Source organism: Actinomadura geliboluensis (assembly GCF_005889745.1).
GTDB lineage: Bacteria > Actinomycetota > Actinomycetes > Streptosporangiales > Streptosporangiaceae > Spirillospora > Spirillospora geliboluensis.
The window spans coordinates 1-22,242 of record NZ_VCKZ01000112.1; the positions used below are offsets into that span (position 1 = coordinate 1).

Consider the following 22,242-nt stretch of genomic DNA (forward strand, 5'->3'; position numbering starts at 1 on the left):
TCACACCCCGCCGTTACCAGCGACGCATGTGAGCGCGGGAACGGATCCGAACACTAATCCGGGGGCAGCAAATATCTCCCTTCTCCGTAGCTTTCCCACTTGTCGTGTGCGACTTCGTGTCGCACTTTGAGCCGGTTGATACCGCACTCGACGGCATGGCGGCCGCGGTAGTCGACCGGGTCGAAGGCGGGCGGACGGCCACCGCGGCTGCCGCGCCGCTGCCGGTGGCCCGCCTGGTCGTCGGGCACCGGGATCGTGGCGGCGATGCCGCGCTGACGCAGATGAGTGCGGATCGCGCGGGAGGAATAGGCCTTGTCGGCCCGGACCCGCTCGGGCCGGGTCCGGGGACGGCCGCCCTCGGGACGGGCCACGCGGATGCCGGCCATCACCACCTCGAACTGCGGAGCGTCCCCGCGCTGCCCGGCGGTGATCACCAGCGACAACGGCTTTTGCCCTTGCTCGCAGGCCAGATGCAGTTTGGTCGACAACCCGCCCCGAGAACGCCCCAGCGCGTGATCGTCGGGCTCGTGGCTCACCCCTCCGGGCGGCTCGGCCTGCGCAGCCCCCTTTTACGGGCGCCGGCGGCGTGCTGGTGCGCCCGCATGACGGTGGAGTCCACGTTCACCTCCCAGGTGATCAGCCCCGCCGAGTCCGCCCGGGTCTGCAGGGCGGCCAGGACGCGCGCCCAGGTGCCATCGCGCTGCCATCGGCGAAACAGCCCGTACACCGTCTGCCAGGGCCCGTACTGCACGGGCACGTCCCTCCACGGGGAACCGACCCGCACCCGCCACCGGATGCCGTCGATGAGTTGCCGCTTGCTCCATTTCGGCGGACGACCTGTCGGCCTGCGGGCCGGCAGCAACGGCTCCAGCACCGCCCACTGCACGTCGGTCAGGTCGAACCGCCTCGTCACCGCTAGGGTGGCCACGAGGTCTCCGGGACATTGGTCTTCTTGGTCGAAGAACCACCTACCGGAGACCTCACTGCGTCCCGGGCACCGACACGCCAGACCGCACGATCACTTACAAAACAGGCTCTAGGCGTCCCCGAGCGGGACGCGCCAGACGAGGACGGTGCCGCCGCCCGGCCGGTCCCGGGTGGTGAAGGACCCGCCGTGGCCCTCGGCGCGCTCGCGCATGTTGCGCAGGCCGCTGCGGCGGCCGCCCTCGGGGATGCCGGCGCCGTCGTCCTCGACCCGCAGGGTGAGGTCGTCGCCGACGTCGACGACCACGGCGGCCTCGGTGGCGCGTGCGTGCCGGGCCACGTTCGACAGCGCCTCCCGGACGACGGCGAGGAGGTCCTCGCCGACCGCGTCGCCGACGGCGGTGTCCAGCAGCCCGGCGAGCCGCACCGACGGGGCGAACCCCAGCCGTTCGGCGGCTTCGTCGACCACCCGGTGCGTCCGGCTGCGCAGCGACGCCTCGTCGGGCGGCGCCTGCAGCGCGAAGATGGTGGAGCGGATCTGCCGGATGGTGTCGTCCAGGTCGTCCACCGCCCGCCGCACCCGCGTCGCCACCTCCGGCCGCTCGGAGATCTTGACGGCGGACATCAGCGTCATCGCGGTGGCGAACAGCCGCTGGATGACGGTGTCGTGCAGGTCCTTGGCGATCCGGTCGCGGTCCTCCAGCAGCGTCAGCCGCTCGGTGTCGCGGCGCCGGTCGGCCAGCTCCAGCGCGACCGCGGCCTGCCCGGCGAACGCCTCCAGCAGCCGCCGGGTCGCGTCGGTGAACGGCGCGCCGCCCGGCGGGTCGATCACCATGATCGTCCCGCGCGCGGCGGCGCCGGTGCCGAGCGGCACCACCAGCAGCGGCCCGACCGGCGCCTCCGCCGGCGCGCCCGCCTCCCGGACCGCCGCCGAGCCGTCGGGCAGCCGCAGCGCCGCCCCCTCGGCGAACACCTTCCCCGACACCGAGCTCTCCAGCGGCAGCCGCTTCCCCAGCAGGTGCCGGGCGCCGTCGCCGTCGACCGCCTCCACCACGGCCTCCCCGCGCGCCTCGTCCACCAGGGCGACGCCGCTCAGCCGCGCCCCGGCGATCTCCCGGGCGCGCCGGGCGACGAGGTCGATGACCTCGCCGGTGCCGGTGCCCGACAGCAGCGCCGTGGAGATCTCGGCGGACGCCTCCAGCCACCGCTCGCGGCGCCGCGTCTCCTCGTACAGCCGCGCGTTCTCGATGGCCACGCCCGCGGCCGTGGCCAGCGCGGTCACCACGACCTCGTCCTCGGCGTCGAACTCGCCGCCGCCGGCCTTCTCGGTCAGGTACAGGTTGCCGAACACCTCGTCGCGGACGCGGATCGGCACCCCGAGGAACGTCTTCATCGGCGGGTGGTTGGGCGGGAACCCGTAGGAGTCCGGATGCTCGCCGAGGTCGGGCAGCCGGATCGGGTGCGGCTCGCGGATCAGCAGCCCGAGGATGCCGCGGCCGTGCGGCCAGTGCCCGATCGCCTCGGTCTCCGCCTCGCTCACCCCGGCCGTGACGAACCGGGCGAGCCGCTCGCCGTCGTCGCCGATGACGCCGAGGGCGCCGTAGCGGGCGTCGACCAGGGCGGTGGCGGCCTCGGTGATCCGCCGCAGCACGGTCTCCAGGTCGAGCTCGCCGCCGATCGAGACGACCGCCTCCAGCAGCGCGTGCACCCGGTCGCGGGTGGCGCGGGCGGTGTCCAGCCGCGCCTGCAGCTCGGCCAGCAGATCGTCCAGCTTCAGCTCCGGCAGGACGAGCCGTGCGCGTTCCTCCCCGGAGCGGGACTCCTCACTCACACCGCCAAGTATTCCGGCCGGGTCCGGGATGCCGGATTCAGGGCCGCGGTAACGGCCGGGGGCGCCCGGCCGCGGCGTCGGTGATGAGGCGGGACCAGCGGGCGCCGATGTGGTCCAGGTCATGGCGGCGCACCGACCGCAGCGCCTGCTCGCCGAGGCGGTCGCGCAGGGCCGGGTCGGTGATCAGCTTGCGCAGCGCCGCGGTGAGGGCGTCGACGTCGCCGTTCGCGACGAGCAGCCCGTCCGCTCCGTCGGTGATCAGCTCGGCGGGCCCGTGCGGGCAGTCGAACGCCACGACCGGCAGGCCCATCCCCATGGCCTCGATGACGACCATCGGCATGCCCTCGCGGCGGGAGGACAGCGCGTAGACCGACGCGCGCCGCATCTCGGCGGGCAGGTCGGGGGTGCGGGGGCGCAGCTCCACCCGGCCGGTCAGGCCGAGCTCGCCGATCATCGCGTGCAGCCGGTCCCGGCGGGCGCCCGACCCGAAGATGCGCAGCGTCCAGTCGGGATGCTCGGCGGCGATCGGCGCGAAGGCGCGCATCAGCAGGTCGAAGCCCTTGGTCCGGACGAGCCGCCCGGCGGCGAGCACGACCTTGTCCTCGCGCCGGGAGGGCGGGTCCGGCAGTGCGGGCGCGGCGTTCGGGATCCGCACGATGCGGACGCCGGCCCCGGCGAGCGCCCGCGCGTAGTCGGCGCGGGCGGCCTCGGTGAGCGTGGCGAGGACGGTCAGCCGCCGGTACCCGCGCACGACCTGCCGGTGGAGCGCGGGCTGGTAGGAGCCGAGGTTCATGTGGTCCTGCCCGATCACGGCGACGCCGCGCGGGGCGAGTTCGGCCGCCAGCAGGACGAGGGAGGGCCGGGTCCCGATGAGGACGTCGGCCGGCGTGCCGTACAGGATGCGGAGGAGCCGGACGTCCGTCCACAGGGTCATGTGGCGGAAGGACGCCTCGTCGGCCGGCACGAGGAGGCTCGGCAGCCGGCCCAGGAGCCGGGCGGGCCGGCTCCGCCGGGCGAACCGGTCGTCCGCGTAGGTGACCGCGACGCCCTCGGGCAGCGGGAAGAACGGCTTCTCATTGCCCTTCAGCGCGCTGACGATCTCGACGTCGTGGTCGCGGGCCAGGTGGCCGCACAGGTTGAGCACGGTGCGGATCGTGCCGCCGGTGCCGTGCGCGTTCTGCAGGAGGACCCGCACGCGGAGCCGGTCGCCGCGGCGCGGCGGCCGCCGCCACCGCAGCGGGCGCAGTGTGAGGAGCGCCGCGCGGCGCAGGAATCGATGCGTCCTGCGCCGGACGCGGCGGCGAAATCGCAGCGGGCGTACCGGTTCGTTCACCTCGTCCCCGTTCGCAGACGGCCTTTTCCGGCCCTCTGCCCGTTCCAGGACGGGTCAACGCCAACCGGTGGTCAACGCCCTTCCCGGGCTTCCCCGGCGGTGGTCGGCCGCCGGGGACCGGGGACGGTCAGCCGGTGGTGACGCTGCGGTCGAGGGCGCTGCCCTTGACCCAGCGGCTCCACGACATCTCGTAGTAGCTCCAGCCGTTGTTCCAGTCCAGGCCGCGCTTGCTGCCGGTGATGATCACCGGGTCGCCGCGGTAGGAGAAGTTGTAGAACCAGCGGGCGTCGGCGGGCGGGGAGTTGACGCAGCCGTGGCTGACGTTCTGCCGGCCCTGCGCCCACACCGTGGAGGCCATCGAGTGGACGTACTCGCCGCTGTTGGAGATCCGCACCGCGAACGGGATGACCTCCTTGTAGCCGCCGTTCTTCTTGTCCTTGGGGTCGACGCCCATCCACTCCGACGTCATGATCGCCGGATTCTCCTTGCCCATCGTCAGGTGGATGCCGCTGGTGGTGAGGAAGGTGTCGACGCCGTTGACCACGCGGCCGCCGCGCCCGGCGCTGATCGGCCAGGACCGGACCGTCTTCCCGTTCTCCTTGACGATGGCCTTCTTCTTCTTGGTGCTGATGTGCGTGATGTGCGAGTCGCCGATGCGGAAGGTGCGCGTGAAGTCGGTCATGCCGTAGGTCCGCTTGCCGGACCTGACGCCGGCCAGCCGGGCCTTGAGGGCGACCTTCTGGTTCGGCTGCCAGTACGTGCCGTTCTTCGTGCGGAAGACGACGGTGGTGTCGTTCATCCAGTACCACGCGCCGGTGGCGGGCTTGGTGGACTTGACCTCCAGGGCCTTCTCCACGGCCTTCTTGTCGGCGACCGCCCGGTTGAAGACGACCTGGATCGGCATGCCGACCCCGACCTTCTCGTTCTTGCCGGGGGTGACGTCGACGATCTCCAGCTGGTTCGCGGCCTTGGCGGTGGCGAACGAGGCGTTGACCGTGGCCGACTTGCCCTGCGGGCTCTTGGCGACCGCGGTGACCTCGTACTTGGCGCCGGGGCGCAGCGTCCGCGACTTCCAGCTGGTCTTGTCGGCGGCCATCTCGCCGGTCACCGGCCTGCCCTTGAGGGTGACGGTGACCTGCTCCAGCGTCCCGCCGACCGCGGTGACGACCACGCCCGCCTCCGGCTTGGCCTTGGTGTTGCCGTTGCCGGGGTCGATCGTCACCTGCGGGACGCTCGCGTCCCCCTTCTCCCCGACCGTCACGCCGGAGTCCTTCTCACCCCCGCTGCACGCGGTCGTGAAGACCAGCACGACCCCCGCGATTCCCGCGCCCGCCCGAACACCTGCGGAAACCCTCCGCTGCACCGCGACCTCCAGTGACCCCGCCGTCTACCACCAGCGACATTAGCGACAAAAGACGAGGATCATGCCACGACTTGGGGTTTTGGCCGGTGTCCGAGATCAAAGCGTTGCACGGCGGCGGCCCTCGCCGCGGGGCGCGGCCTCAGCGCAGCGCGCTGCCCTCGCGCCACTTGTCGAAGGACAGCTGCCAGAAGCTCCAGCCGTTGTCGTACTCGACCTCGCGGTCGCTGCCCGTCAGCTTGATGATGTCGCCGCGCTGCATGATGTCGTAGTACCACTTGGCGTTGGCGGGGCTGATGTTCAGGCAGCCGTGGCTGACGTTCGCCGACCCCTGCGACCCGACCGACCACGGCGCCGAGTGGACGTACTCGCCGCTGTTGGAGAAGCGGACCGCGTAGTTGACGACCGTCTTGTAGTAGCCGGGGTCGCCCTCCTTCCGGCCGGGCGAGATCATCGTGACGGGGTTGCCCTTCTCCATCAGGAGGTGGACGCCGCTGGTGGTGGTGTACTCCCGGGTCTGCCCGTTGCCGGCGCTGAACGGGATCGTGCGCAGCTTCTCGCCGTCCCGCGTCACGGTCATGCTGTGCTCGCCGATGTCGCCGGTCGTGACCTGCTTGGCGCCGATCGTGATCGCGGCCTGGGAGTCCTTGGCCCCGTACACGCCGCCGCCCGCGTTCACCCCGGCCAGGGCGGCGTTGAAGCGGACCGTCTGGTGCGGCTGCCAGTAGGTCTTCGTGCGGTAGACGACCTGGTCGGGCGCCAGCCAGCGCCAGGCGCCCTCGACGGGCTTCTCGGGGGTCACCCGCAGCGTCCGCTCGACGGCGGCCTTGTCGGTGACCGCGCGGTCGAACCGGACGAAGATCGGCATGCCGACGCCGACCTTCTCCCCCTTGAGGTTCGGGGTGACGTCCACGATCGACAGCGTCTTGGCGGGCTTCAGCGTGGTGAACGAGCTGGTCACCGTGCGGGCCTTGCCGCCGTCGCCCGCCTGCGCGGTGACGGTGTAGGACGTGCCGGGCGTCAGGGTCCGGGTGGAGCGCCAGGTCTTGCGGCCCTCGCCGTACGCCCCGGTGATCGCGGCGCCCTCGCCCTGGACGGTGACGTCGCGCAGTTCGGCGCCGGAGGCCTTCACCTCGATGGTGCCGTCCGGCTTGACCTCGGCGGTCCCGTTGGCGGGGGTGATCGTCACGGCGGTGTCGGATCCGCCCGCGGCGAGCGCGCCCTCGCCGCCGATCGCGCAGCCGCTCACGAGCATCGCCACCGCGCCCGTGCCCCCGGCCAGCCCGAGGCCCACACGACCCTTGATCGCCACAAATCCCCCAAATGCTCTTGATTCACCCCGTGCCCGGTGAATCTACCTGCATATGGAGACGCCCCGAACCCGGCGAAGGTTCGGGGCGTGCGGCGGGAGAACGCCGTTCAGGCGGCCGTCGTGGACGGGGCCGGCTCGCGGTTGATGCGCCGGACGAGGCGCTTGAAGCCCCACACCGACACGGCGATGCCGATCGCGCCCAGCCCGGCGACGATTCCGGTGCGGATCCACAGGTACATGCTGATCGACTGGTTGAACAGCATCCACAGGCTGACGCCGACGTTCGCCAGCAGCACCGCCGACCACAGCAGCGAGATCCGCAGGAAGAACCGGTGGACCCTGTCGTGCTTGTAGAAGGCGTCCGGGATCGGCGCCATGTCCTTGGCGAGCTTCATGGCGAGCGGCTTGCCGAGCGGCACCGAGGCCAGGAACGCCATGCTCACGCAGAGCGTGCCCAGAGTGGGCTGCAGGAAGTAGATGACCGCGCTGTGCGTGGCGGCCGCCAGGCCCGCGCGGACGGTCACGCCGACCGCGGCCAGCATCAGCATCCCCGACACCGGGTGGCCGCGCACGTAGCGGTAGATGATCCCGCCGTAGACCCAGGCCACGGCGGCGACCAGGGCGCCGTTCAGCCCCAGCAGCATGAGCGCGGCGTAGAACACCGCCACCGGGGCGATGACGCCCTCCACGAAGCGCGGGAGCGCGTGCATGAGCAGCGCGGTCACCCGCGGCAGCTCGAACACGTGCTGGCCGGGCTCCGCCGGCGTGGTCGCCGTTCGTTCCATCGAGTACTGTGCTCCCCGGTCGGCGTGCATGGACTCGGATGTGGTCACGATTCGCCCCACCGTACGTGATGATCCGCGCGAGTCCGTCCGTTTTCAAACGAACCGGCACGCGCGGCCTGTTCCCTCCTTAGTTCGGCCCCCGGCGCCGCGGGGTGCGGGCCGCGGCCGCATGCGGCCGGAATCGAACCGCCGCCCCGGCTTTGTTTCCGACTTTCGGCGTCCCTCACCTCGCTAATCGGGCGGAGACGGCTGGACGTCCCTGGCGGCGGCGTAAATCGCGCGCAGGGTCACCGCCACCGACGGCCTGCGCACGCTCGCGGTGCGGGTGACGGCGTAGACCTCGCGGGCGAGCGTGCACTCGGGGATGCGCCGGACCGCCACGCCCCGGTCCCCGGCGGCGAGGGCCAGCGCGGGCACCGCGGTGATGCCGATGCCCCGCGCCACCAGGCTGAGGATCGTGTGCAGCCCCTCGAACTCCCACGGCACCGGGCGGGCGCCGCCGACGGTGTCCAGCAGCCGCTCGACGGCCTGCCGGGACGGCTCGCCGGGCGGCGCGGCCATCCAGGGCTCCTCGCGGAGCCGCTCCAGGTCGACCGGGCGGGACGGGTCCGACATCGGGTGCGCCTCCGGCACGACCAGGACCAGCGGGTCGCGGCGCAGGTGGAAGAACTCCAGCGCGGCGGGCGCCTGGTCGGGGACCTTGCCCGTCCAGTCGTCGATGAGCGCGATGTCGACCTCGCCGCTCTGCACCTGGCGGATGCCCGCGCCGGGCGCGGTCTGCCGCAGCACGAACGTCAGCCCGGGGTGCTCGCCCAGGCTGCGCGCCAGCGCGGGGGCGAAGGCGACGGCGGCGGTCGGGAACGCCGTGACCACGATCCGCCCGGAGGGGGCGTCGGCCTGCGCCGACAGCTCCGCCTCGGCCGCCTCGACCATGCCGAGGATCTCCTCGGCGCGCTCGGCCAGCCGGCGCCCGGCGTCGGTCAGTTCGGCGCTGCGGGCCGTCCGGTCCAGCAGCGGGACGCGGGCCTCCCGCTCCAGCGCGGCCAGCTGCTGGGAGACCGCGGACGGGGTGTAGCCGAGGGCGGCCGCGGTCGCGGCGATGCTGCCGCGGCGGGCGAATTCGGCGAGCAGCCGCAGGCGGCGCAGTTCGAGCATCAGCTCAGCTTACGGTAACCATCGGTGAGACTCGCTTGTAATGATGCTTGCAGCGGGCAAGAGTTAGTCGAGCCCGGCCGGGCCGTACACACGGGGATTCCACGGTTGCCCACCGTCACTTACGCATGCCCTTTGGAGCATTGATGCCTGCCCAGAACCAGTCAGCACCCGTCCGGCCGCTGTCGTTCGCGCCCCGCCCGGTCCCGCTCTCGGCGACGCTCGCGGTGAACGAGGCGATCGCCCGCAAGCGCAGGAAGGGCGAGCGCGTGCTCCCCCTCGGCTTCGGGGAGGCCGGGATCCCGATACATCCCGCCCTGGTCCGCGAGCTGGAGTCGGCCGCGGACCGGGGCGCCTACGGCCCGGTCGCCGGGTCGGCGGCGCTGCGCGCCGCCGCGGCCGGCTACTGGAGCCGGCGGGGGCTGCCCACCGACCCGGCCGCGGTCGTCGCCGGGCCCGGCAGCAAGCCGCTGCTGTTCGCCCTGCTGACCTCGCTGGGCGGCGACGTCGTGGTGGCGGCGCCGAGCTGGGTGAGCTACGCCGCGCAGGCGTCGCTGGCGGGCGCCGAGCCGATCCGCGTCGCGACCCCGCCGGGCGAGGGCGGCGTGCCGAGCCCGGCGCTGCTGGCCGACGCCGTGGTGCGGGCCCGCGCGCGGGGCCGCGAGGTCCGGGCCGTCGTGGTGACGCTGCCCGACAACCCGACCGGGACGCTGGCGTCCGAGGAGACCGTCCGGCGGCTGTGCGCGGTGGCGCGCGAGCACGACCTGGTCGTCGTCTCCGACGAGATCTACCGCGACCTGGTGCACGACCCGGCGCGGCGGGTGCCGAGCCCCGCGCTGTACGCGCCCGAGCGGACCGTGGTGACGACCGCGCTCAGCAAGAGCCTCGCGGCGGGCGGCTGGCGGCTCGGCGTCGCGCGGCTGCCGGACGGGCCGTTCGGCGGCGCGCTGCGCGACAGCCTGCTCGGGGTGGCGAGCGAGCTCTGGTCGAGCGCGCCGGCCCCCATGCAGCACGCCGCCGCCTACGCCTTCGCCGAGCCGCCCGAGCTGGTGGAGCACGTCGACCGCAGCCGGCGGCTGCACGCCGCGGTCGCGGGCGCGGTCGCCGACCGGTTCGCCGCCGCCGGGGCGCTCGTCAGGCGCCCGGAGGCCGCCTTCTACGTCTACCCCGACTTCGGGCCGCTCCGGGACGTCCTGCACGAGAACCACGGCGTCCGCACGGCCGGCGACCTCACGCACCTGCTGCTGGACCGGTACGGGGTCGGCGTCCTGCCCGGCAGCTCGTTCGGCGACGCGCCCGCGGCGCTGCGGATGCGGGTGGCGCCGAGCCTGCTCTACGGGGAGGACGACGAGCAGCGCCGCGCGGCGCTGGCGTCCCCGGCGCCGACGTCCCTGCCGTGGATCGCGAGCGCCCTGGACCGCCTCGGCGAGGTGCTCGCCGATCTTTCGGTGAGCGTGACGGCCGGTGAGCCGGCGCTCACCTGACGCGAGAGAAAAGGAGGGCCGCGGGCCGCCGTAAAGGCGGTCCGCGGTCCGCCGTGTGAGGGGCCGGAAACGGACCGTCACCGCACGGGAAACGGCGGCCGGGAACGGCCGTGTAAAGCTTCCCCGCCCGGTCCGACCGGCACGGATAAGCGTGGTGTAAGGTCCAACGACGCACGGGGCGAACGTCACTAATCGACCAGCGGCAGGGCATGGAGACGCCCGGCCGGCCTCGCCCGTGGTAAACCCAGGACGAGCGCGAAGTCACGTGAGTGATGAAAGAAGGCGAGGGGGCCCGTCATGAGGCATGCACGGGACGGGGCTGCCGCGGCGATGAGCGCCGCCTCCAGGATTCTGGTCGCGCGGGGCAAGAACGAGCCGCAGGAGATGGAGAACCCCGACGTCGCGTGGGGCCAGCGGGCCCGTGACGGGGTCTGGGTGCCGACCAGGGACGGCCAGCGCATCCACCTCGGCATCGACGCGACGGCCGCCGACACGGTCGCGCAGGTGCTGCGCCCCAGCCTGCGGGTCTTCGTCGGCGTGGACGTCGACACCGACATCGTCGCGCAGACCACCGCCGGCGGGGTGCGGCTGCTCACCGTGATCCACGGCCCCGACGCCCCCTCGGAGTTCCGGTTCGCGGTCTCCCTCGCCGACGGGCTGGCCCTGGAGTCGATGCCGTCCGGCGGCTACGACGTCGTCCACCTGCGCTACGGCGCCACCGTGGGCCGCCTCTACAACCCGTGGGCCAGCGACTCGATGTTCCGCCAGGTGAAGGCCGACTACACGCTCGAGGGCACGGCCGTCACGATGCGCATCCAGCACACCGACGCCTATTACCCCGTCGTCGCCGACCCCCACTACGAGCGCTGACCGGCCGCCCCCGGCGCGGCCGCCGGTCAGGGGCGTGACCCCTGGGTCGTCGGGTCCTCGAAGTCGAGTTCCCGGCCGATCTCGCGGAGCGTCCCGGCGCCGATCCGGCCGTCGCGGTACAGGGACGAACAGCGCCGACTCCAGCAGGAACGCCAGGATCCGCCAGAACGTCGTGCCGGCCAGCCGCGACGCCGGCTGCAGCACGCCCTCCCCGCGCGTGCCGATGTAGAACCCGGCGGTGACGGTGGCGAGCACCCCGGAGACGCCGACGTGGTCGGCCGTGAAGCCACCGCCCAGCGCCTCCACCGCCAGCATGAAGATGGTGAGCGCGGCGCCGTCGTTGATCAGGCTCTCGCCCTCCAGGATCGTGACCATCCGGGGCGGGGCGCCGAGCCGCTGCATCACCGCGGTCGCGGCCACCGGGTCGGTCGGCGACACCGCCGCGCCGAACACCCGCGCGGCGGCCGAGCCGACGCCCGGCACGAGCGCGTGGACGGTCGCCGCCACCGCGACCGTCGTGACGGTGGTGAGCCCGAACGCCAGCGTGAAGATCGGCACGGCGTCGGCGCGGGCCTCGCGCGGCGCGGTGAAGAAGGCCGCGTGGTAGAGCAGCGGCGGCAGGAAGCCGAGCAGGACCAGCTCGGGCGGGACGACCACGCCGGGCAGCGCGGGCACGAACCCGGCGGCCATGCCGAGCAGGACCAGCAGGATCGCGCGGGTGGAACGTTCCGGCCGGATCGGGCCACCGGGCGCGCCCGCGCGGTGCGCCGGGGCGGACCCCTGCGGGCGCGGCCGGCGTCATAGGGTGGGGGCCACGGGCCGCGTTCCGGCCCCGGCGAGGGCGCCGGGAGCACGACCGCCCCGGTCCCCCGAGACTGGAGTCATCGTGATCTTCACTCATGACACCGAGCACGCGCTCGCCGTCGTCGTCGACCTGATCAACACCGGCGCGGCGACGTCCGGCGCCGAGGAGCTCGGCGGGCTGCCCGGCCTGCGCGCGTTCGTGGACCGCAACTCCTTCAGCGACGTGGACCAGCTCACCGAGGCCGACCTGGTCCGCGTGCTGGACCTGCGCGCGCGGTTCCACGAGGTGTTCCGCGCCGGCGGCGTCCCGGCCGCCGTCCGGCTGATCAACGAGATCGTCGGCGAGGTCCGCACCACCCCGCACCTGACCGACCACGACGGCTACGACTGGCACGTGCACTTCTTCGCGCCGGGCGCCCCGCTCGGCGAGCACCTGGCCGCCGACTGCGGCATGGCGCTGGCGTACGTCGTGGCGGCGGGCGAGCTGGACCGGCTGCGCACCTGCGAGGCGCCGGACTGCTCACGCGTGCTCGTCGACCTGTCCCGCAACCGCTGCCGCCGCTACTGCGACAGCCGCACCTGCGGCAACCGCATGCACGTCGCCGCCTACCGGGCCCGCCAGCGCGAAGCCGCGCACTGACGGCGCACGGAGCGGAGCGCCGGCGAAGCGGAGGGCGCTGTCAGTCCCCCGGGGGTCCGGAGGTCGTCCCGAGGTCGGCGACCGCTGCCAGGGCGCGGCGGGCGGCGGCGACGTCGTGGACGCGGAAGACGCGGGCGCCGAGCAGCGCGGACACCCCCAGCACGGCCATGGTGCCGACGCCGCGCCGGTCGACGGGGCGGCCGAGCGTCTCACCGATGAAGTCCTTGTTGGACACCGCGACCAGTACCGGCCATCCGGTGGCGGTCAGCTCGCCGAGCCGCCTCGTGATCTCCAGCGACTGGCGGGTGTTCTTGCCGAAGTCGTGGGCGGGGTCGATGAGGATCGCGTCGCGCGGCACCCCGAGCGCGGCGGCGCGCTCGGCCTCGGCGGTCACGTGCGCGACGACGTCGGCCACGACGTCGTCGTAGCCGACCCGGTGCGGGCGGGTGCGGGGCTCCAGGGCGCCGGCGTGCGCGCAGACCAGGCCGATGCCGTGCGCGGCGGCGACCTCGGCCAGCCGCGGGTCGGGCCCGCCCCAGGTGTCGTTGAGCAGGTCGGCGCCGGCGCGGGCGACCACCTCGCCGACCTCGGCGCGCCAGGTGTCGACGCTGATCACCACGCGGGGGTGCCGCTCGCGGACGGCGGCGACGAGGTCCACCACGCGGCGCAGCTCCTCGGCGACGCCGACGTCCTCGCCGGGCCCGGCCTTCACACCGCCGATGTCGACGATGTCGGCGCCCTCGGCGACGGCCCGGTCGACGGCCTCCAGCGCCGCGCCGAAGCCGTAGGTGGCGCCCCTGTCGAAGAACGAGTCGGGCGTGCGGTTCACCACCGCCATGATCGCGCGGGGTCCGACCTCGCGCCCGTTCAGCCGCAGCGGCGGCGCGTCCGGAGAGCTCATGATGGGTCTCACCGTGGCATACGGGCGGCCCGGCGGGCGAACCAGAAGTGAATTCGGTTCAAACGGTGCCCTCCCTCGTCATCGCCCCTCCGTGGTCGGTAATCTCATAAATCACGCTCGTTACGGGTTCCACCCGTGGTGGGCCCCACATCGGACCTATTTCAGCCATGGAGGATCCGCTGTCCAGGCGAGCACTCATCACCGGCATCACCGGACAGGACGGCTCGTATCTGGCCGAGCATCTGCTTGAGCTGGGATACGAGGTCTGGGGCCTGGTGCGGGGGCAGGCGAACCCCCATGTGTCGCGGCTGCGCAAGCACATCGGCGACGTGCAGATCACCACCGGCGACCTGCTGGATCAGGGCAGCCTGATCTCGGCGGTGGAGCGGGTGCAGCCCGACGAGGTCTACAACCTGGGCGCGATCTCCTACGTGCCGATGTCGTGGCAGCAGGCCGAGCTCACCGCCGAGGTCACCGGGATGGGCGTGCTGCGCATGCTGGAGGCCATCCGCGTGGTGTCGGGCATCAGCCCGTCCCGCACGCCGGGCCGCGAGCAGATCCGCTTCTACCAGGCGTCGTCCTCGGAGATGTTCGGGATGGTCCGGGAGACGCCGCAGAACGAGCGGACCCCGTTCCACCCGCGCAGCCCCTACGGGGTCGCGAAGAGCTACGGGCACTACATCACGCAGAACTACCGCGAGTCCTACGGGATGTTCGCGGTCAGCGGCATCCTGTTCAACCACGAGTCGCCGCGCCGCGGCGCCGAGTTCGTGACGCGGAAGGTGTCGCTGGGCGCGGCCCGCATCAAGCTGGGCCTGGCCAAGGAGCTGCGCCTCGGCAACCTGGACGCGCGGCGCGACTGGGGCTACGCGGGCGACTACGCGCGCGCGATGCGGCTGATGCTCGCGCAGGACGCCCCGGAGGACTTCGTCATCGGAACGGGCCAGACCCAGTCGGTGCGGGAGCTGGTGGAGTTCGCGTTCCGCACGGCGGGCCTCAACTGGGAGGACCACGTCGTCCTGGACGCCAAGTACACCCGTCCCGCCGAGGTCGACCTGCTGTGCGCGGACCCGAAGAAGGCCCGCGAGCAGCTCGGCTGGGAGCCGGAGGTCACGTTCGAGGGCCTGGTGACCATGATGGTCGAGTCGGACCTGCGGCTGCTGTCGCAGTCCGCGCGGCCGGAGGACGAGCCGTTCAGCCCGGACCACTGGTAAGCATCTGATGCACGCGTGGCACGATGCATATATGGCCACTTGTGAGCATGTGCAGTCCCTTCCGGCGGTGGATCCGTCCCCGAACACCCCGCAGGGGTGCCAGGAGTGCCTGGCGGAGGGCACTCGGTGGGTGCACCTGCGGCTGTGCCTCGCCTGCGGTCACGTGGGCTGCTGCGACTCCTCCCCGATGCGGCACGCGACCGCGCACTTCCACAAGGAGGGGCACCCGATCGTCCGGTCGTTCGAGCCGGGCGAGGACTGGCGCTGGTGCTTCGCCGATGAACTGATCGTCTGATGCCGGACGTCCCCCTGCGCAGCGGGCCGGGACGGTGGATCCTGCTCGCGACCGTGCTGGGGTCGGGCATCGCGCTGCTGGACTCCACGGTCGTGAACGTCGCGCTGCCCGCGCTGGCGCGCGACCTGCACGCCGACATCGCCGGGCTGCAGTGGACGGTGAACGCCTACACGCTGACCCTCGCCGGCTTCATCCTGCTCGGCGGGTCGCTGGGCGACCGGTTCGGGCGGCGCCGGGTCTTCCTCATCGGCGTGGTGTGGTTCGCGATCGCCTCCGTGCTGTGCGGGCTGGCGCCGAACATCGAGACGCTGATCCTCTCGCGGGCGCTGCAGGGCGTCGGCGGGGCGCTGCTCACCCCGGGCTCGCTGGCGATCATCCAGGCGTCGTTCGCCGCCGACGACCGGCCCCGCGCGGTCGGCGCCTGGTCCGGGCTCGGCGGCGTCGCGAGCGCGATCGGGCCGTTCGCGGGCGGCTGGCTGGTCGAGGCCGCCGGCTGGCGGTGGGTGTTCCTGCTGAACGTGCCGCTGTCCGCCGTGGTGGTGCTGGTGGCGGTGCGGCACGTCCCGGAGAGCGTCGACCCGGACGCGCACGGCCGCTTCGACGTGCTCGGCGCCGTGCTGGCGGCGCTCGCGCTGGCCGGGACGACGTACGCGCTCACCGAGGCGCCCGGCGGGAACGCCGCGCCGCCGGTGATCGGCACCGCCGCCGTCCTCGGCATCGCGGCCGCCGCCGCGTTCGTGCTGGTCGAGCGGATGCGCGGCAAGGGGCGGCACCTGCCCGGCGCGCGGCGGCGGGCGGCGCCGCAGCCGATGCTGCCGCTCGGCGTGTTCTCCTCCCGGCAGTTCTCCGCCGTCAACGTCGTCACGTTCCTCATGTACGGCGGGATGGGCGTGATGTTCTTCCTCGTCGTCGTGAACCTCCAGGTGGTGTCCGGGTTCTCGCCGATCGCGGCGGGCACGGCGCTGCTGCCGGTGACCCTGCTGATGCTGCTGCTGTCGGCGCGGGCGGGCGCGGTCGCCCAGAAGATCGGCCCGCGGCTGCCGATGACCGCGGGGCTGGTGGTCGCCGCGGTCGGGATGCTGCTCGTCGGGCGACTCGGCGAGGGCACCTCCTACGTCCGGGACGTGCTGCCCGCCGTGGTGGTGTTCGGGCTGGGGCTGTCGGCGGTGGTCGCGCCGCTCACCGCCACCGTCCTCGCCACCGCCGACGTCCGGCACGCGGGGGTGGCCAGCGGCGTCAACAACGCGGTGGCGCGGGCCGCCGGGCTGCTGACGGTCGCGGCGATCCCGCCGCTGGCGGGGCTGACCGGCGACGCCTACAACAACCCGGCGGACTTCTCCCACGGGTTCCAGATCGCGATGGCGGCGAGCGCCGTGCTCCTCGTCGCCGGCGCCGTGCTCAGCTTCTTCACCATCGGGAACGACGCGCTGCGCACCCCGGCGGGGGAGGCGGTGGAACCGGAGTGCAGGAGCCACTGCTCGGTCGCCGCCCCGCAGCTGCAGCCGGAGCCGGACACCGTCCCGGCCGCCGAGGCCGGCGGCCCGCCGGGCACGCGGAGCTGACCGGCGGGCGATTCCCCGGGCCGATTCCGGCATGTCCGGGACCGGAGCTGTTCGTTGGCATACGGTCGGCACATGAATCTGCGGCAGCTGCGCTATGTCGTGGCGACCGCCGACCACGGCACGATGACGTCGGCGGCCCAGGCTCTCTACGTGGCCCAGCCCGCGCTGTCGCGGGCGGTCCGCGAACTGGAGCGCGAACTCGGCGTGGAGCTGTTCGCCCGCTCCGGCCGCGGCGTGGTCCTCACCCCCGAGGGCGAGCAGGTCGTCCGGCAGGCCCGCATCGCGCTCGGCGCCGTCGAGGCGATCGAGGGGCTGTCGGTCGCCCGGGCCAACGGGCGCGGCACGGAGCTGCGCATCGCGGTCACCGCGTCGCTGGAGCCGGAGCTGACCGGCCGGCTCGTGCCCGGCTTCGCCCGCCGCCAGCCGGCCGTCCGGGTCCGGGTGGTGCGCTGCGCGGACCGCGACGCCGTCGCGGCGGCGCTGCGCGCGGGCCGCGCCGACCTCGGGCTCACCGACCTGCCCGTCCCCGGCGACCTGTCCGCGCACCCGTTCGAGCAGCGCGAGGTGGTGCTGGTCTCGCCGCCCGGGCTGCGGGTCCGCGAGCCGGTGCCGCCGGCCGCGCTGGACGGCATGCGGCTCGTGCTGCCCGCCGCCGGCGGCCCCCGCCGCGCCGAGATCGACGCGGTGCTGCGCCGCGCCGGCGCGACCCCGGTCGCCGCGGTCGAGTCCGACGAGCGGAGCGCGTGGCTCGGCTGGGTCCGCGCCGGGATGGGCTCCCTGCTCTGGTACCGCAACCAGCTCGACGACACCGAGGGGGTGGCGGTCCGCTCGTTCATGCCGCCGATCACCCGCATGATCGGGCTCGTCCACGCGCACCGCCGGCTGCCGCCCACGGCGCGCGACTTCCTCGCCTTCGCCAAGGAGACCGGCCGCGACGCGCACCGCTGACCGGCGGCGGCGTCCCCGGCCGAGCGCGGGACGCCGGACATGCCATGATCTGGCGGGTGGAGACGACGCACGCACTCTGGCTGCTGGCCATCCCGGTCGGGGCCCTGGCGGTGGCCGCCGGGGCGCGGCGCGCCGGGCTGCCCGCCCCGCTGATCCTAGTGATCGCGGGCCTGGGGTTCTCGTTCGTCCCCGGGGTCCCCGAGTTCGAGCTCGACCCGGAGTTCGTGCTGTACGTGTTCCTGCCGCCGCTGCTGTTCGCGGCGGCCTGGCAGAGCTCCTTCAGCAACCTGCGCGACAACGTCTGGTCGATCGGGCTGCTGTCGGTGGGCCTGGTGCTGTTCACCGTGTTCGCCGTGGGCTACGCGGCGCACCTGCTCGTCCCCGGGCTGCCGCTCCCGGCGGCGTTCGTGCTCGGCGCGATCGTGGCGCCGCCGGACGCGGTCGCGGCGGTGAGCGTCGCGCAGCGCCTCGGCCTGCCCCGCCGGACGACGACGGTGCTGGTCGGCGAGAGCCTGTTCAACGACGCGACGGCGCTGACGGCGTTCCGGGTGGCGCTGATCGCGGCGACCGGCGCCGGGTTCACGCTGATGGAGGGCGTCGGGCGGTTCCTGTTCGCCGCGGCCGTCGGCGCGGCGGTCGGGCTGCTGCTCGGCCCGCCGCTGCACTGGCTGCGGACCCGGCTGAAGGACCCGCTCGTGGAGAACGGCATCGCGCTCGTGGCGCCGTTCGCCGCCTACCTGCTCGCCGAGACCGTGCACGCCTCCGGGGTGATCGCGGTGGTCGTCAGCGGCCTGTACCTCGGCCACCGGGCCACCGAGTCGGCGGCGGTGACCCGGCTGATCGGCCGCTCGTTCTGGAAGGTCATGGTCTTCCTGCTGGAGTCGGTGGTCTTCCTGCTCATCGGGCTGCAACTGCCGCCGGTCGTGCACGGCCTGTCGGACCGGAGCTGGCAGCAGCTGGCCTGGTGGGCGGTCGCGGTCTTCGCGGTCACCGTCGCGGCCCGCTTCGTGTGGGTGTTCCCCGCCTCCCGGCTCCCCCGGCTGCTGTCGCGGCGGGAGCGGGAGAGCGAGGACCCGGGCTGGCGTGGCCTCACGGTGGTGTCGTGGGCCGGGATGCGCGGGGTGGTGTCGCTCGCGGCGGCGTTCGCGATCCCGTTCACCGCGTCCGGCGAGCCGTTCCCGGGCCGCGACCTGATCCTGTTCCTGACGTTCACGACCGTCCTCGGGACACTGCTCGTGCAGGGGCTCACGTTCCCGGCGCTCATCCGGGTGCTGCGCATCGGCGGGGACCGCGAGCGCTACACCGACACCGTCGCGGAGGCCGGGGCCCAGCACGCGGCGGCGCGGGCGGCGCTGGAGCGGCTGGAGGAGCTGAACGCCGCCGAGGCGCTGGACGCGGCGGTGGTGGAGCAGCTCCGGCAGCTCGCCGAGCACCGGCAGCTGCGCGCCTGGGAGCGGCTCGGCGGCGGGACGGGCCCCGCGGGCGAGGAGGTGCCGACGGCGACGTACCGGCGGCTGCGGCGGGAGATGCTGGCGGCCGAGCGCGAGGTGTTCGTCCGGATGCGGGACGAGCGGCGCATCGACGACGCGGTGCTGACCCGCGTCATGCACGAGCTCGACCTGGAGGAGGTCGCGCTCGACCGCGACTGAGCGGCCGGCGCGGGGCCGTCGCCCCGGCCGCGGCGGGCACCGCGGCCGGGGCTCCGGTCAGGACGACCCGTTGAGGGGCTGCTCGGGCAGCTCGACGGCGTAGGACTCCTTCACCACGTCCAGGTGGTGCCAGGACTCCCGCACCGTCGCGCCGGGCACCGAGCGGACGGCGTCGAGCACGGCCACCAGCTCGCGGCGGGACGCCGCCTCGGCCTGCCCGACGATGTCGTACCGGCCGAAGCCGGTCGCCAGGTAGCGGACGCCGTCCTGGGCGGCGACCGCGTCCGCGACCTTCCGCAGCCCGCCGCTCACCACCAGGCCGAAGCCGCCGAGCTCGGCGGCGCCGAGGGCGAGCGGGTCGGCCAGCCCGGTGACCTGGATGACGCCGGTGCGCATGAGCCGGACCACCCGGGCCCGGGTGGCGGCCTGCGACAGCCCTATGACGTGCGCGAGCCGGGTGTAGGGGGCCCGCCCGTCCCGCTGCAGCTCGTGCAGGAGCCGCCAGTCGATGTCGTCGAGGGTGACCTCGCCGAGCTCGCGCACCACCGAGTGCTTGTCGCGCACGGTGGACACCGACCGGAACACCTCCGCCGCGCGCACTCCGGGGAGGGACCGGATGTGGTCCACCTCGGCCGCGAGCGCGGCGTCGTCGCGCGTCCGCACCTGGGCGACCGCGTCGTACGGTCCGGCGGTCAGCGCGGCGAAGCAGACGGCGGGCCGCTCGGCGACGGCCTCGGCCACCTCCCGGGCGGAGCCGTCCACGGTGACCGAGACGTGCCCGATCGCCTCCGCGCCGACCACGGCCGCGTGCACGATGCCCACGACGCGGACGACCTGCGTTTCGAGAAGGTGCTGCACCCGTGCCCGCACGGCCGTGCGGGAAAGCCCGACGCGATCGGCGAGCGCCTGGAACGTCGCCCTGCCATCCCGCTGGAGCTCGCGGACGAGCACGGCGTCGACCGCATCCAGCACGGCTCTCCTCCTCGACGTGTCATGAATCGGTTTGTCGGCAACTGCAAGATCATTCCATTTCAGGACGGTAGGACGTCAAATATTGATCTTGCCCGTGTTCGCCATGCCCGGCGGCCGTCGAAGCGTCTGCGGCGGGTTGCGCGCGGCGCCGTTTCCAGCGCCGGATAATCCCGTCCGAAAGCACAACGCGGCTGGCTCACAACGCGCACCGGGCGCGGCGGGAAGCGGCGGCGGGCGCGCACGGTGGCAAGGATCGCTCCGTTGATCGCGCCGTTGACCACTGCGTGGCTCGCTGCGCCGATCGCCGCGCGGCCAGGACGGCGGCCCGCGGCGCGGGCGAGCGCGGCTGACCGGGTCCACGTGCGTGACCTGCATGCGCTCTCCCGGTGTTCTGCTGTCACGCCCCTACGGCGGTTCGGCCGTCCGCGTGAGGCACATGTAAGAAAAGTGCATCGAGGGCGCAGTTACGTCAAGAGGTAACTTTACAGAGAGCCAAGCCTCACGTTGCACCGTTTTCACCACGTCGCGCAGTTCGCTTCGATCAGCTTGCCGGAAGGGGGCGGTGCGCGGCGTGTCCGGAGCACGGCCGGGTATGGCCGACAATGTACGGTGGCCCAGCCACCCTGACCCGCGATTGGTGTGTAGTACAGCCGTGCGCCTGCTGAACGGTGAGCATTCCGCTCACGACCTCACCTATAACGACGTCTTCATGGTCCCGCGCCGCTCGTCGGTCGGGTCCCGCCTGGAGGTCGACCTGTCCACCGTGGACGGGAGCGGGACGACGATCCCGCTCGTGGTGGCCAACATGACGGCGGTCTCGGGCCGCCGGATGGCCGAGACCGTCGCGCGGCGCGGCGCCGTCGCGGTCCTCCCGCAGGACATCCCGGTGGAGGTCGTCGCGGAGGTGATCGGCTGGGTCAAGGCGCGCGACCTGGTCGTCGACACCGCGATCCGGCTCGGCCCCTCCAGCACGGCCGGGGACGCGCTCGCGCTGCTGCCCAAGCGCGCCCACAACGCCGTGATCGTCGTCGAGGACGACCGTCCCGTCGGCGTCGTCACCGAGGCCGACTGCCAGGGCGTCGACCGGTTCGCGCAGCTGCGCGACATCATGTCCCGCGACCTGGTCACGGTGCCGGACGGCGTCGACCCGCGCGAGGCGTTCGACCGGCTGCACGAGCGCGGGCACCGCCTCGCGCCGGTCGTGGACGCCTCCGGGCGGCTCGCGGGCGTCCTCACCCGCACAGGCGCGCTGCGCGCCACGCTCTACAAGCCCGCCGTGGACGGCGCCGGGCGCCTGCGCATCGGCGCGGCCGTGGGCGTGAACGGCGACGTTGCGGGCAAGGCGAAGGCGCTGCTGGAGGCGGGCGCCGACCTGATCGTCGTCGACACCGCGCACGGCCACCAGGACAAGATGATCAATGCTCTGGCCGCCGTCCGGGCGCTCGACCCCGCCGTCCCGGTGGTGGCCGGGAACGTGGTGACGGCCGAGGGCACCCGCGACCTGATCGAGGCCGGCGCCGACATCGTCAAGGTCGGCGTGGGGCCCGGCGCGATGTGCACGACCCGGATGATGACCGGGGTCGGGCGGCCGCAGTTCTCCGCCGTCCTGGAGTGCGCCGCCGAGGCGCGGCGGCTCGGGCGGCACGTGTGGGCGGACGGCGGCGTCCGCCACCCCCGCGACGTGGCGCTGGCGCTCGCGGCCGGCGCGGCGAACGTGATGGTCGGGTCCTGGTTCGCCGGCACCTACGAGTCGCCGGGCGACCTGCAGCGGACCGCGGACGGGCGGCCGTACAAGGAGAGCTTCGGGATGGCGTCCGCGCGGGCGGTGCGGCTGCGCACCGCCGAGGACTCGCCGTTCGACCGGGCCCGCAAGGCGCTGTTCGAGGAGGGCATCTCCACGTCGCGGATGTTCCTCGACCCGCAGCGCCCCGGCGTGGAGGACCTCATCGACTCGATCGTGGCGGGCCTGCGCAGCTCGTGCACCTACGCGGGCGCCCGGACGCTGGAGGAGTTCCACGAGCGGGCGACCGTCGGGGTCCAGGGGTCGTCGGGCTTCGTCGAAGGCATGCCGCTGTCCAGCAGTTGGTGAAGGCTTCCCCATGATCAGCGTGGCTTTCGCGACACGCCGCCTTCGCCGCTGATCTTTCCCCGCTCTGACCTGCACGCTTTTAGCAGTGGGGCGGAGAAGGGGGTCTTCGTCCCCGAA

General features: G+C 73.5%; 20 protein-coding genes and 1 pseudogene. 10 read left to right on the forward strand and 11 right to left on the reverse strand.

What is annotated here, in order from left to right; translation table 11 throughout:
• Nucleotides 1-53 precede the first annotated feature (53 nt).
• The 8 genes from ETD96_RS45920 to ETD96_RS17165 all read right to left on the reverse strand — a co-directional run bounded on the left by ETD96_RS45920 (nt 54) and on the right by ETD96_RS17165 (nt 8,700).
• A complete protein-coding gene (locus tag ETD96_RS45920; RefSeq protein ID WP_205719316.1) occupies nt 54-536 on the reverse strand; it encodes a transposase in 483 nt (160 codons plus the stop codon).
• Entirely contained in the window at nt 533-928 is a 396-nt protein-coding gene (locus tag ETD96_RS45925; RefSeq protein ID WP_205719317.1) for an IS5 family transposase, read from the reverse strand. The genes ETD96_RS45920 and ETD96_RS45925 overlap by 4 nt, the downstream gene beginning before the upstream one ends.
• Nucleotides 929-1,036: 108 nt before the next feature.
• Complete coding sequence (locus ETD96_RS17135) at nt 1,037-2,755, reverse strand: GAF domain-containing sensor histidine kinase (RefSeq protein WP_240807752.1); 1,719 nt, start codon at nt 2,753-2,755, stop codon at nt 1,037-1,039.
• Nucleotides 2,756-2,792: 37 nt separating this feature from the next.
• Nucleotides 2,793-4,088, reverse strand: coding sequence for a glycosyltransferase family 4 protein (locus ETD96_RS17140; RefSeq protein WP_138637463.1), 1,296 nt, complete (start codon nt 4,086-4,088; stop codon nt 2,793-2,795).
• A 127-nt stretch (nt 4,089-4,215) separates the two neighbouring features.
• Nucleotides 4,216-5,349 (reverse strand): L,D-transpeptidase, encoded by a 1,134-nt coding sequence (locus tag ETD96_RS17145; RefSeq protein ID WP_240807754.1) that lies wholly within the window; start codon nt 5,347-5,349, stop codon nt 4,216-4,218.
• A gap of 241 nt (nt 5,350-5,590) precedes the next feature.
• Nucleotides 5,591-6,760 (reverse strand): L,D-transpeptidase, encoded by a 1,170-nt coding sequence (locus tag ETD96_RS17155; protein WP_138637465.1) that lies wholly within the window; start codon nt 6,758-6,760, stop codon nt 5,591-5,593.
• Nucleotides 6,761-6,867: 107 nt separating this feature from the next.
• On the reverse strand, nt 6,868-7,593 hold the full coding sequence (locus ETD96_RS17160) for a VC0807 family protein (protein ID WP_240807755.1): 726 nt from the start codon (nt 7,591-7,593) through the stop codon (nt 6,868-6,870).
• A gap of 183 nt (nt 7,594-7,776) precedes the next feature.
• Nucleotides 7,777-8,700, reverse strand: coding sequence for a LysR family transcriptional regulator (locus tag ETD96_RS17165; RefSeq protein ID WP_138637466.1), 924 nt, complete (start codon nt 8,698-8,700; stop codon nt 7,777-7,779).
• 143 nt (nt 8,701-8,843) lie between these two features.
• On the opposite strand from ETD96_RS17165, the gene ETD96_RS17170 reads away from it, so the two are divergent.
• Both ETD96_RS17170 and ETD96_RS17175 read left to right on the forward strand, forming a co-directional pair.
• Nucleotides 8,844-10,181 (forward strand): pyridoxal phosphate-dependent aminotransferase, encoded by a 1,338-nt coding sequence (locus ETD96_RS17170; protein ID WP_138637467.1) that lies wholly within the window; start codon nt 8,844-8,846, stop codon nt 10,179-10,181.
• 297 nt (nt 10,182-10,478) lie between these two features.
• Nucleotides 10,479-11,051, forward strand: coding sequence for a hypothetical protein (locus ETD96_RS17175; RefSeq protein ID WP_138637468.1), 573 nt, complete (start codon nt 10,479-10,481; stop codon nt 11,049-11,051).
• Nucleotides 11,052-11,333: 282 nt separating this feature from the next.
• Here the strand turns inward: ETD96_RS17175 and ETD96_RS48130 are convergent.
• Nucleotides 11,334-11,741: pseudogene (locus ETD96_RS48130) on the reverse strand (cation:proton antiporter domain-containing protein); the annotation flags it as partial.
• Here ETD96_RS48130 and ETD96_RS17185 point away from each other — a divergent pair.
• Both ETD96_RS17185 and ETD96_RS17190 read left to right on the forward strand, forming a co-directional pair.
• Nucleotides 11,652-11,855, forward strand: a complete 204-nt coding sequence (locus ETD96_RS17185) for a hypothetical protein (protein ID WP_138637469.1) — start codon at nt 11,652-11,654, stop codon at nt 11,853-11,855. The pseudogene ETD96_RS48130 and the gene ETD96_RS17185 overlap by 90 nt on opposite strands.
• Nucleotides 11,856-11,937: 82 nt before the next feature.
• On the forward strand, nt 11,938-12,495 hold the full coding sequence (locus tag ETD96_RS17190; protein WP_138637470.1) for a CGNR zinc finger domain-containing protein: 558 nt from the start codon (nt 11,938-11,940) through the stop codon (nt 12,493-12,495).
• A 40-nt stretch (nt 12,496-12,535) separates the two neighbouring features.
• Here ETD96_RS17190 and folP read toward each other — a convergent pair whose 3' ends face one another.
• Nucleotides 12,536-13,396 (reverse strand): dihydropteroate synthase, encoded by an 861-nt coding sequence (gene folP, locus ETD96_RS17195; protein WP_138637471.1) that lies wholly within the window; start codon nt 13,394-13,396, stop codon nt 12,536-12,538.
• A 179-nt stretch (nt 13,397-13,575) separates the two neighbouring features.
• Between folP and ETD96_RS17200 the strand changes: the two genes are divergently transcribed.
• From ETD96_RS17200 to ETD96_RS17220, 5 genes are all read left to right on the forward strand, one after another.
• Nucleotides 13,576-14,610, forward strand: a complete 1,035-nt coding sequence (locus ETD96_RS17200) for a GDP-mannose 4,6-dehydratase (protein ID WP_138637479.1) — start codon at nt 13,576-13,578, stop codon at nt 14,608-14,610.
• 67 nt (nt 14,611-14,677) lie between these two features.
• A complete protein-coding gene (locus tag ETD96_RS17205) occupies nt 14,678-14,905 on the forward strand; it encodes a UBP-type zinc finger domain-containing protein (RefSeq protein ID WP_240807757.1) in 228 nt (75 codons plus the stop codon).
• On the forward strand, nt 14,905-16,467 hold the full coding sequence (locus tag ETD96_RS17210; RefSeq protein ID WP_138637473.1) for an MFS transporter: 1,563 nt from the start codon (nt 14,905-14,907) through the stop codon (nt 16,465-16,467). The genes ETD96_RS17205 and ETD96_RS17210 overlap by 1 nt, the downstream gene beginning before the upstream one ends.
• 72 nt (nt 16,468-16,539) lie before the next feature.
• Nucleotides 16,540-17,415, forward strand: coding sequence for a LysR family transcriptional regulator (locus tag ETD96_RS17215; protein WP_138637474.1), 876 nt, complete (start codon nt 16,540-16,542; stop codon nt 17,413-17,415).
• A gap of 56 nt (nt 17,416-17,471) precedes the next feature.
• Nucleotides 17,472-19,064 (forward strand): Na+/H+ antiporter, encoded by a 1,593-nt coding sequence (locus ETD96_RS17220; RefSeq protein WP_240807758.1) that lies wholly within the window; start codon nt 17,472-17,474, stop codon nt 19,062-19,064.
• Nucleotides 19,065-19,121: 57 nt separating this feature from the next.
• Here ETD96_RS17220 and ETD96_RS17225 read toward each other — a convergent pair whose 3' ends face one another.
• Complete coding sequence (locus ETD96_RS17225) at nt 19,122-20,036, reverse strand: Lrp/AsnC family transcriptional regulator (protein WP_138637476.1); 915 nt, start codon at nt 20,034-20,036, stop codon at nt 19,122-19,124.
• A 652-nt stretch (nt 20,037-20,688) separates the two neighbouring features.
• On the opposite strand from ETD96_RS17225, the gene ETD96_RS17230 reads away from it, so the two are divergent.
• Nucleotides 20,689-22,125, forward strand: coding sequence for a GuaB1 family IMP dehydrogenase-related protein (locus ETD96_RS17230; RefSeq protein ID WP_205719318.1), 1,437 nt, complete (start codon nt 20,689-20,691; stop codon nt 22,123-22,125).
• The last annotated feature ends 117 nt before the right edge of the window (nt 22,126-22,242 follow it).

Excerpts from the sequence above, each read along its gene's own strand:
- ETD96_RS17165 (WP_138637466.1), bottom strand. The coding sequence starts at position 8,700 with ATGCTCGAACTGCGCCGCCTGCGGCTGCTCGCCGAATTCGCCCGCCGC.
- ETD96_RS17170 (WP_138637467.1), top strand. The coding sequence starts at position 8,844 with ATGCCTGCCCAGAACCAGTCAGCACCCGTCCGGCCGCTGTCGTTCGCG.
- ETD96_RS17175 (WP_138637468.1), top strand. The coding sequence starts at position 10,479 with ATGAGGCATGCACGGGACGGGGCTGCCGCGGCGATGAGCGCCGCCTCC.
- folP (WP_138637471.1), bottom strand. The coding sequence starts at position 13,396 with ATGAGCTCTCCGGACGCGCCGCCGCTGCGGCTGAACGGGCGCGAGGTC.
- ETD96_RS17210 (WP_138637473.1), top strand. The coding sequence starts at position 14,905 with ATGCCGGACGTCCCCCTGCGCAGCGGGCCGGGACGGTGGATCCTGCTC.
- ETD96_RS17215 (WP_138637474.1), top strand. The coding sequence starts at position 16,540 with ATGAATCTGCGGCAGCTGCGCTATGTCGTGGCGACCGCCGACCACGGC.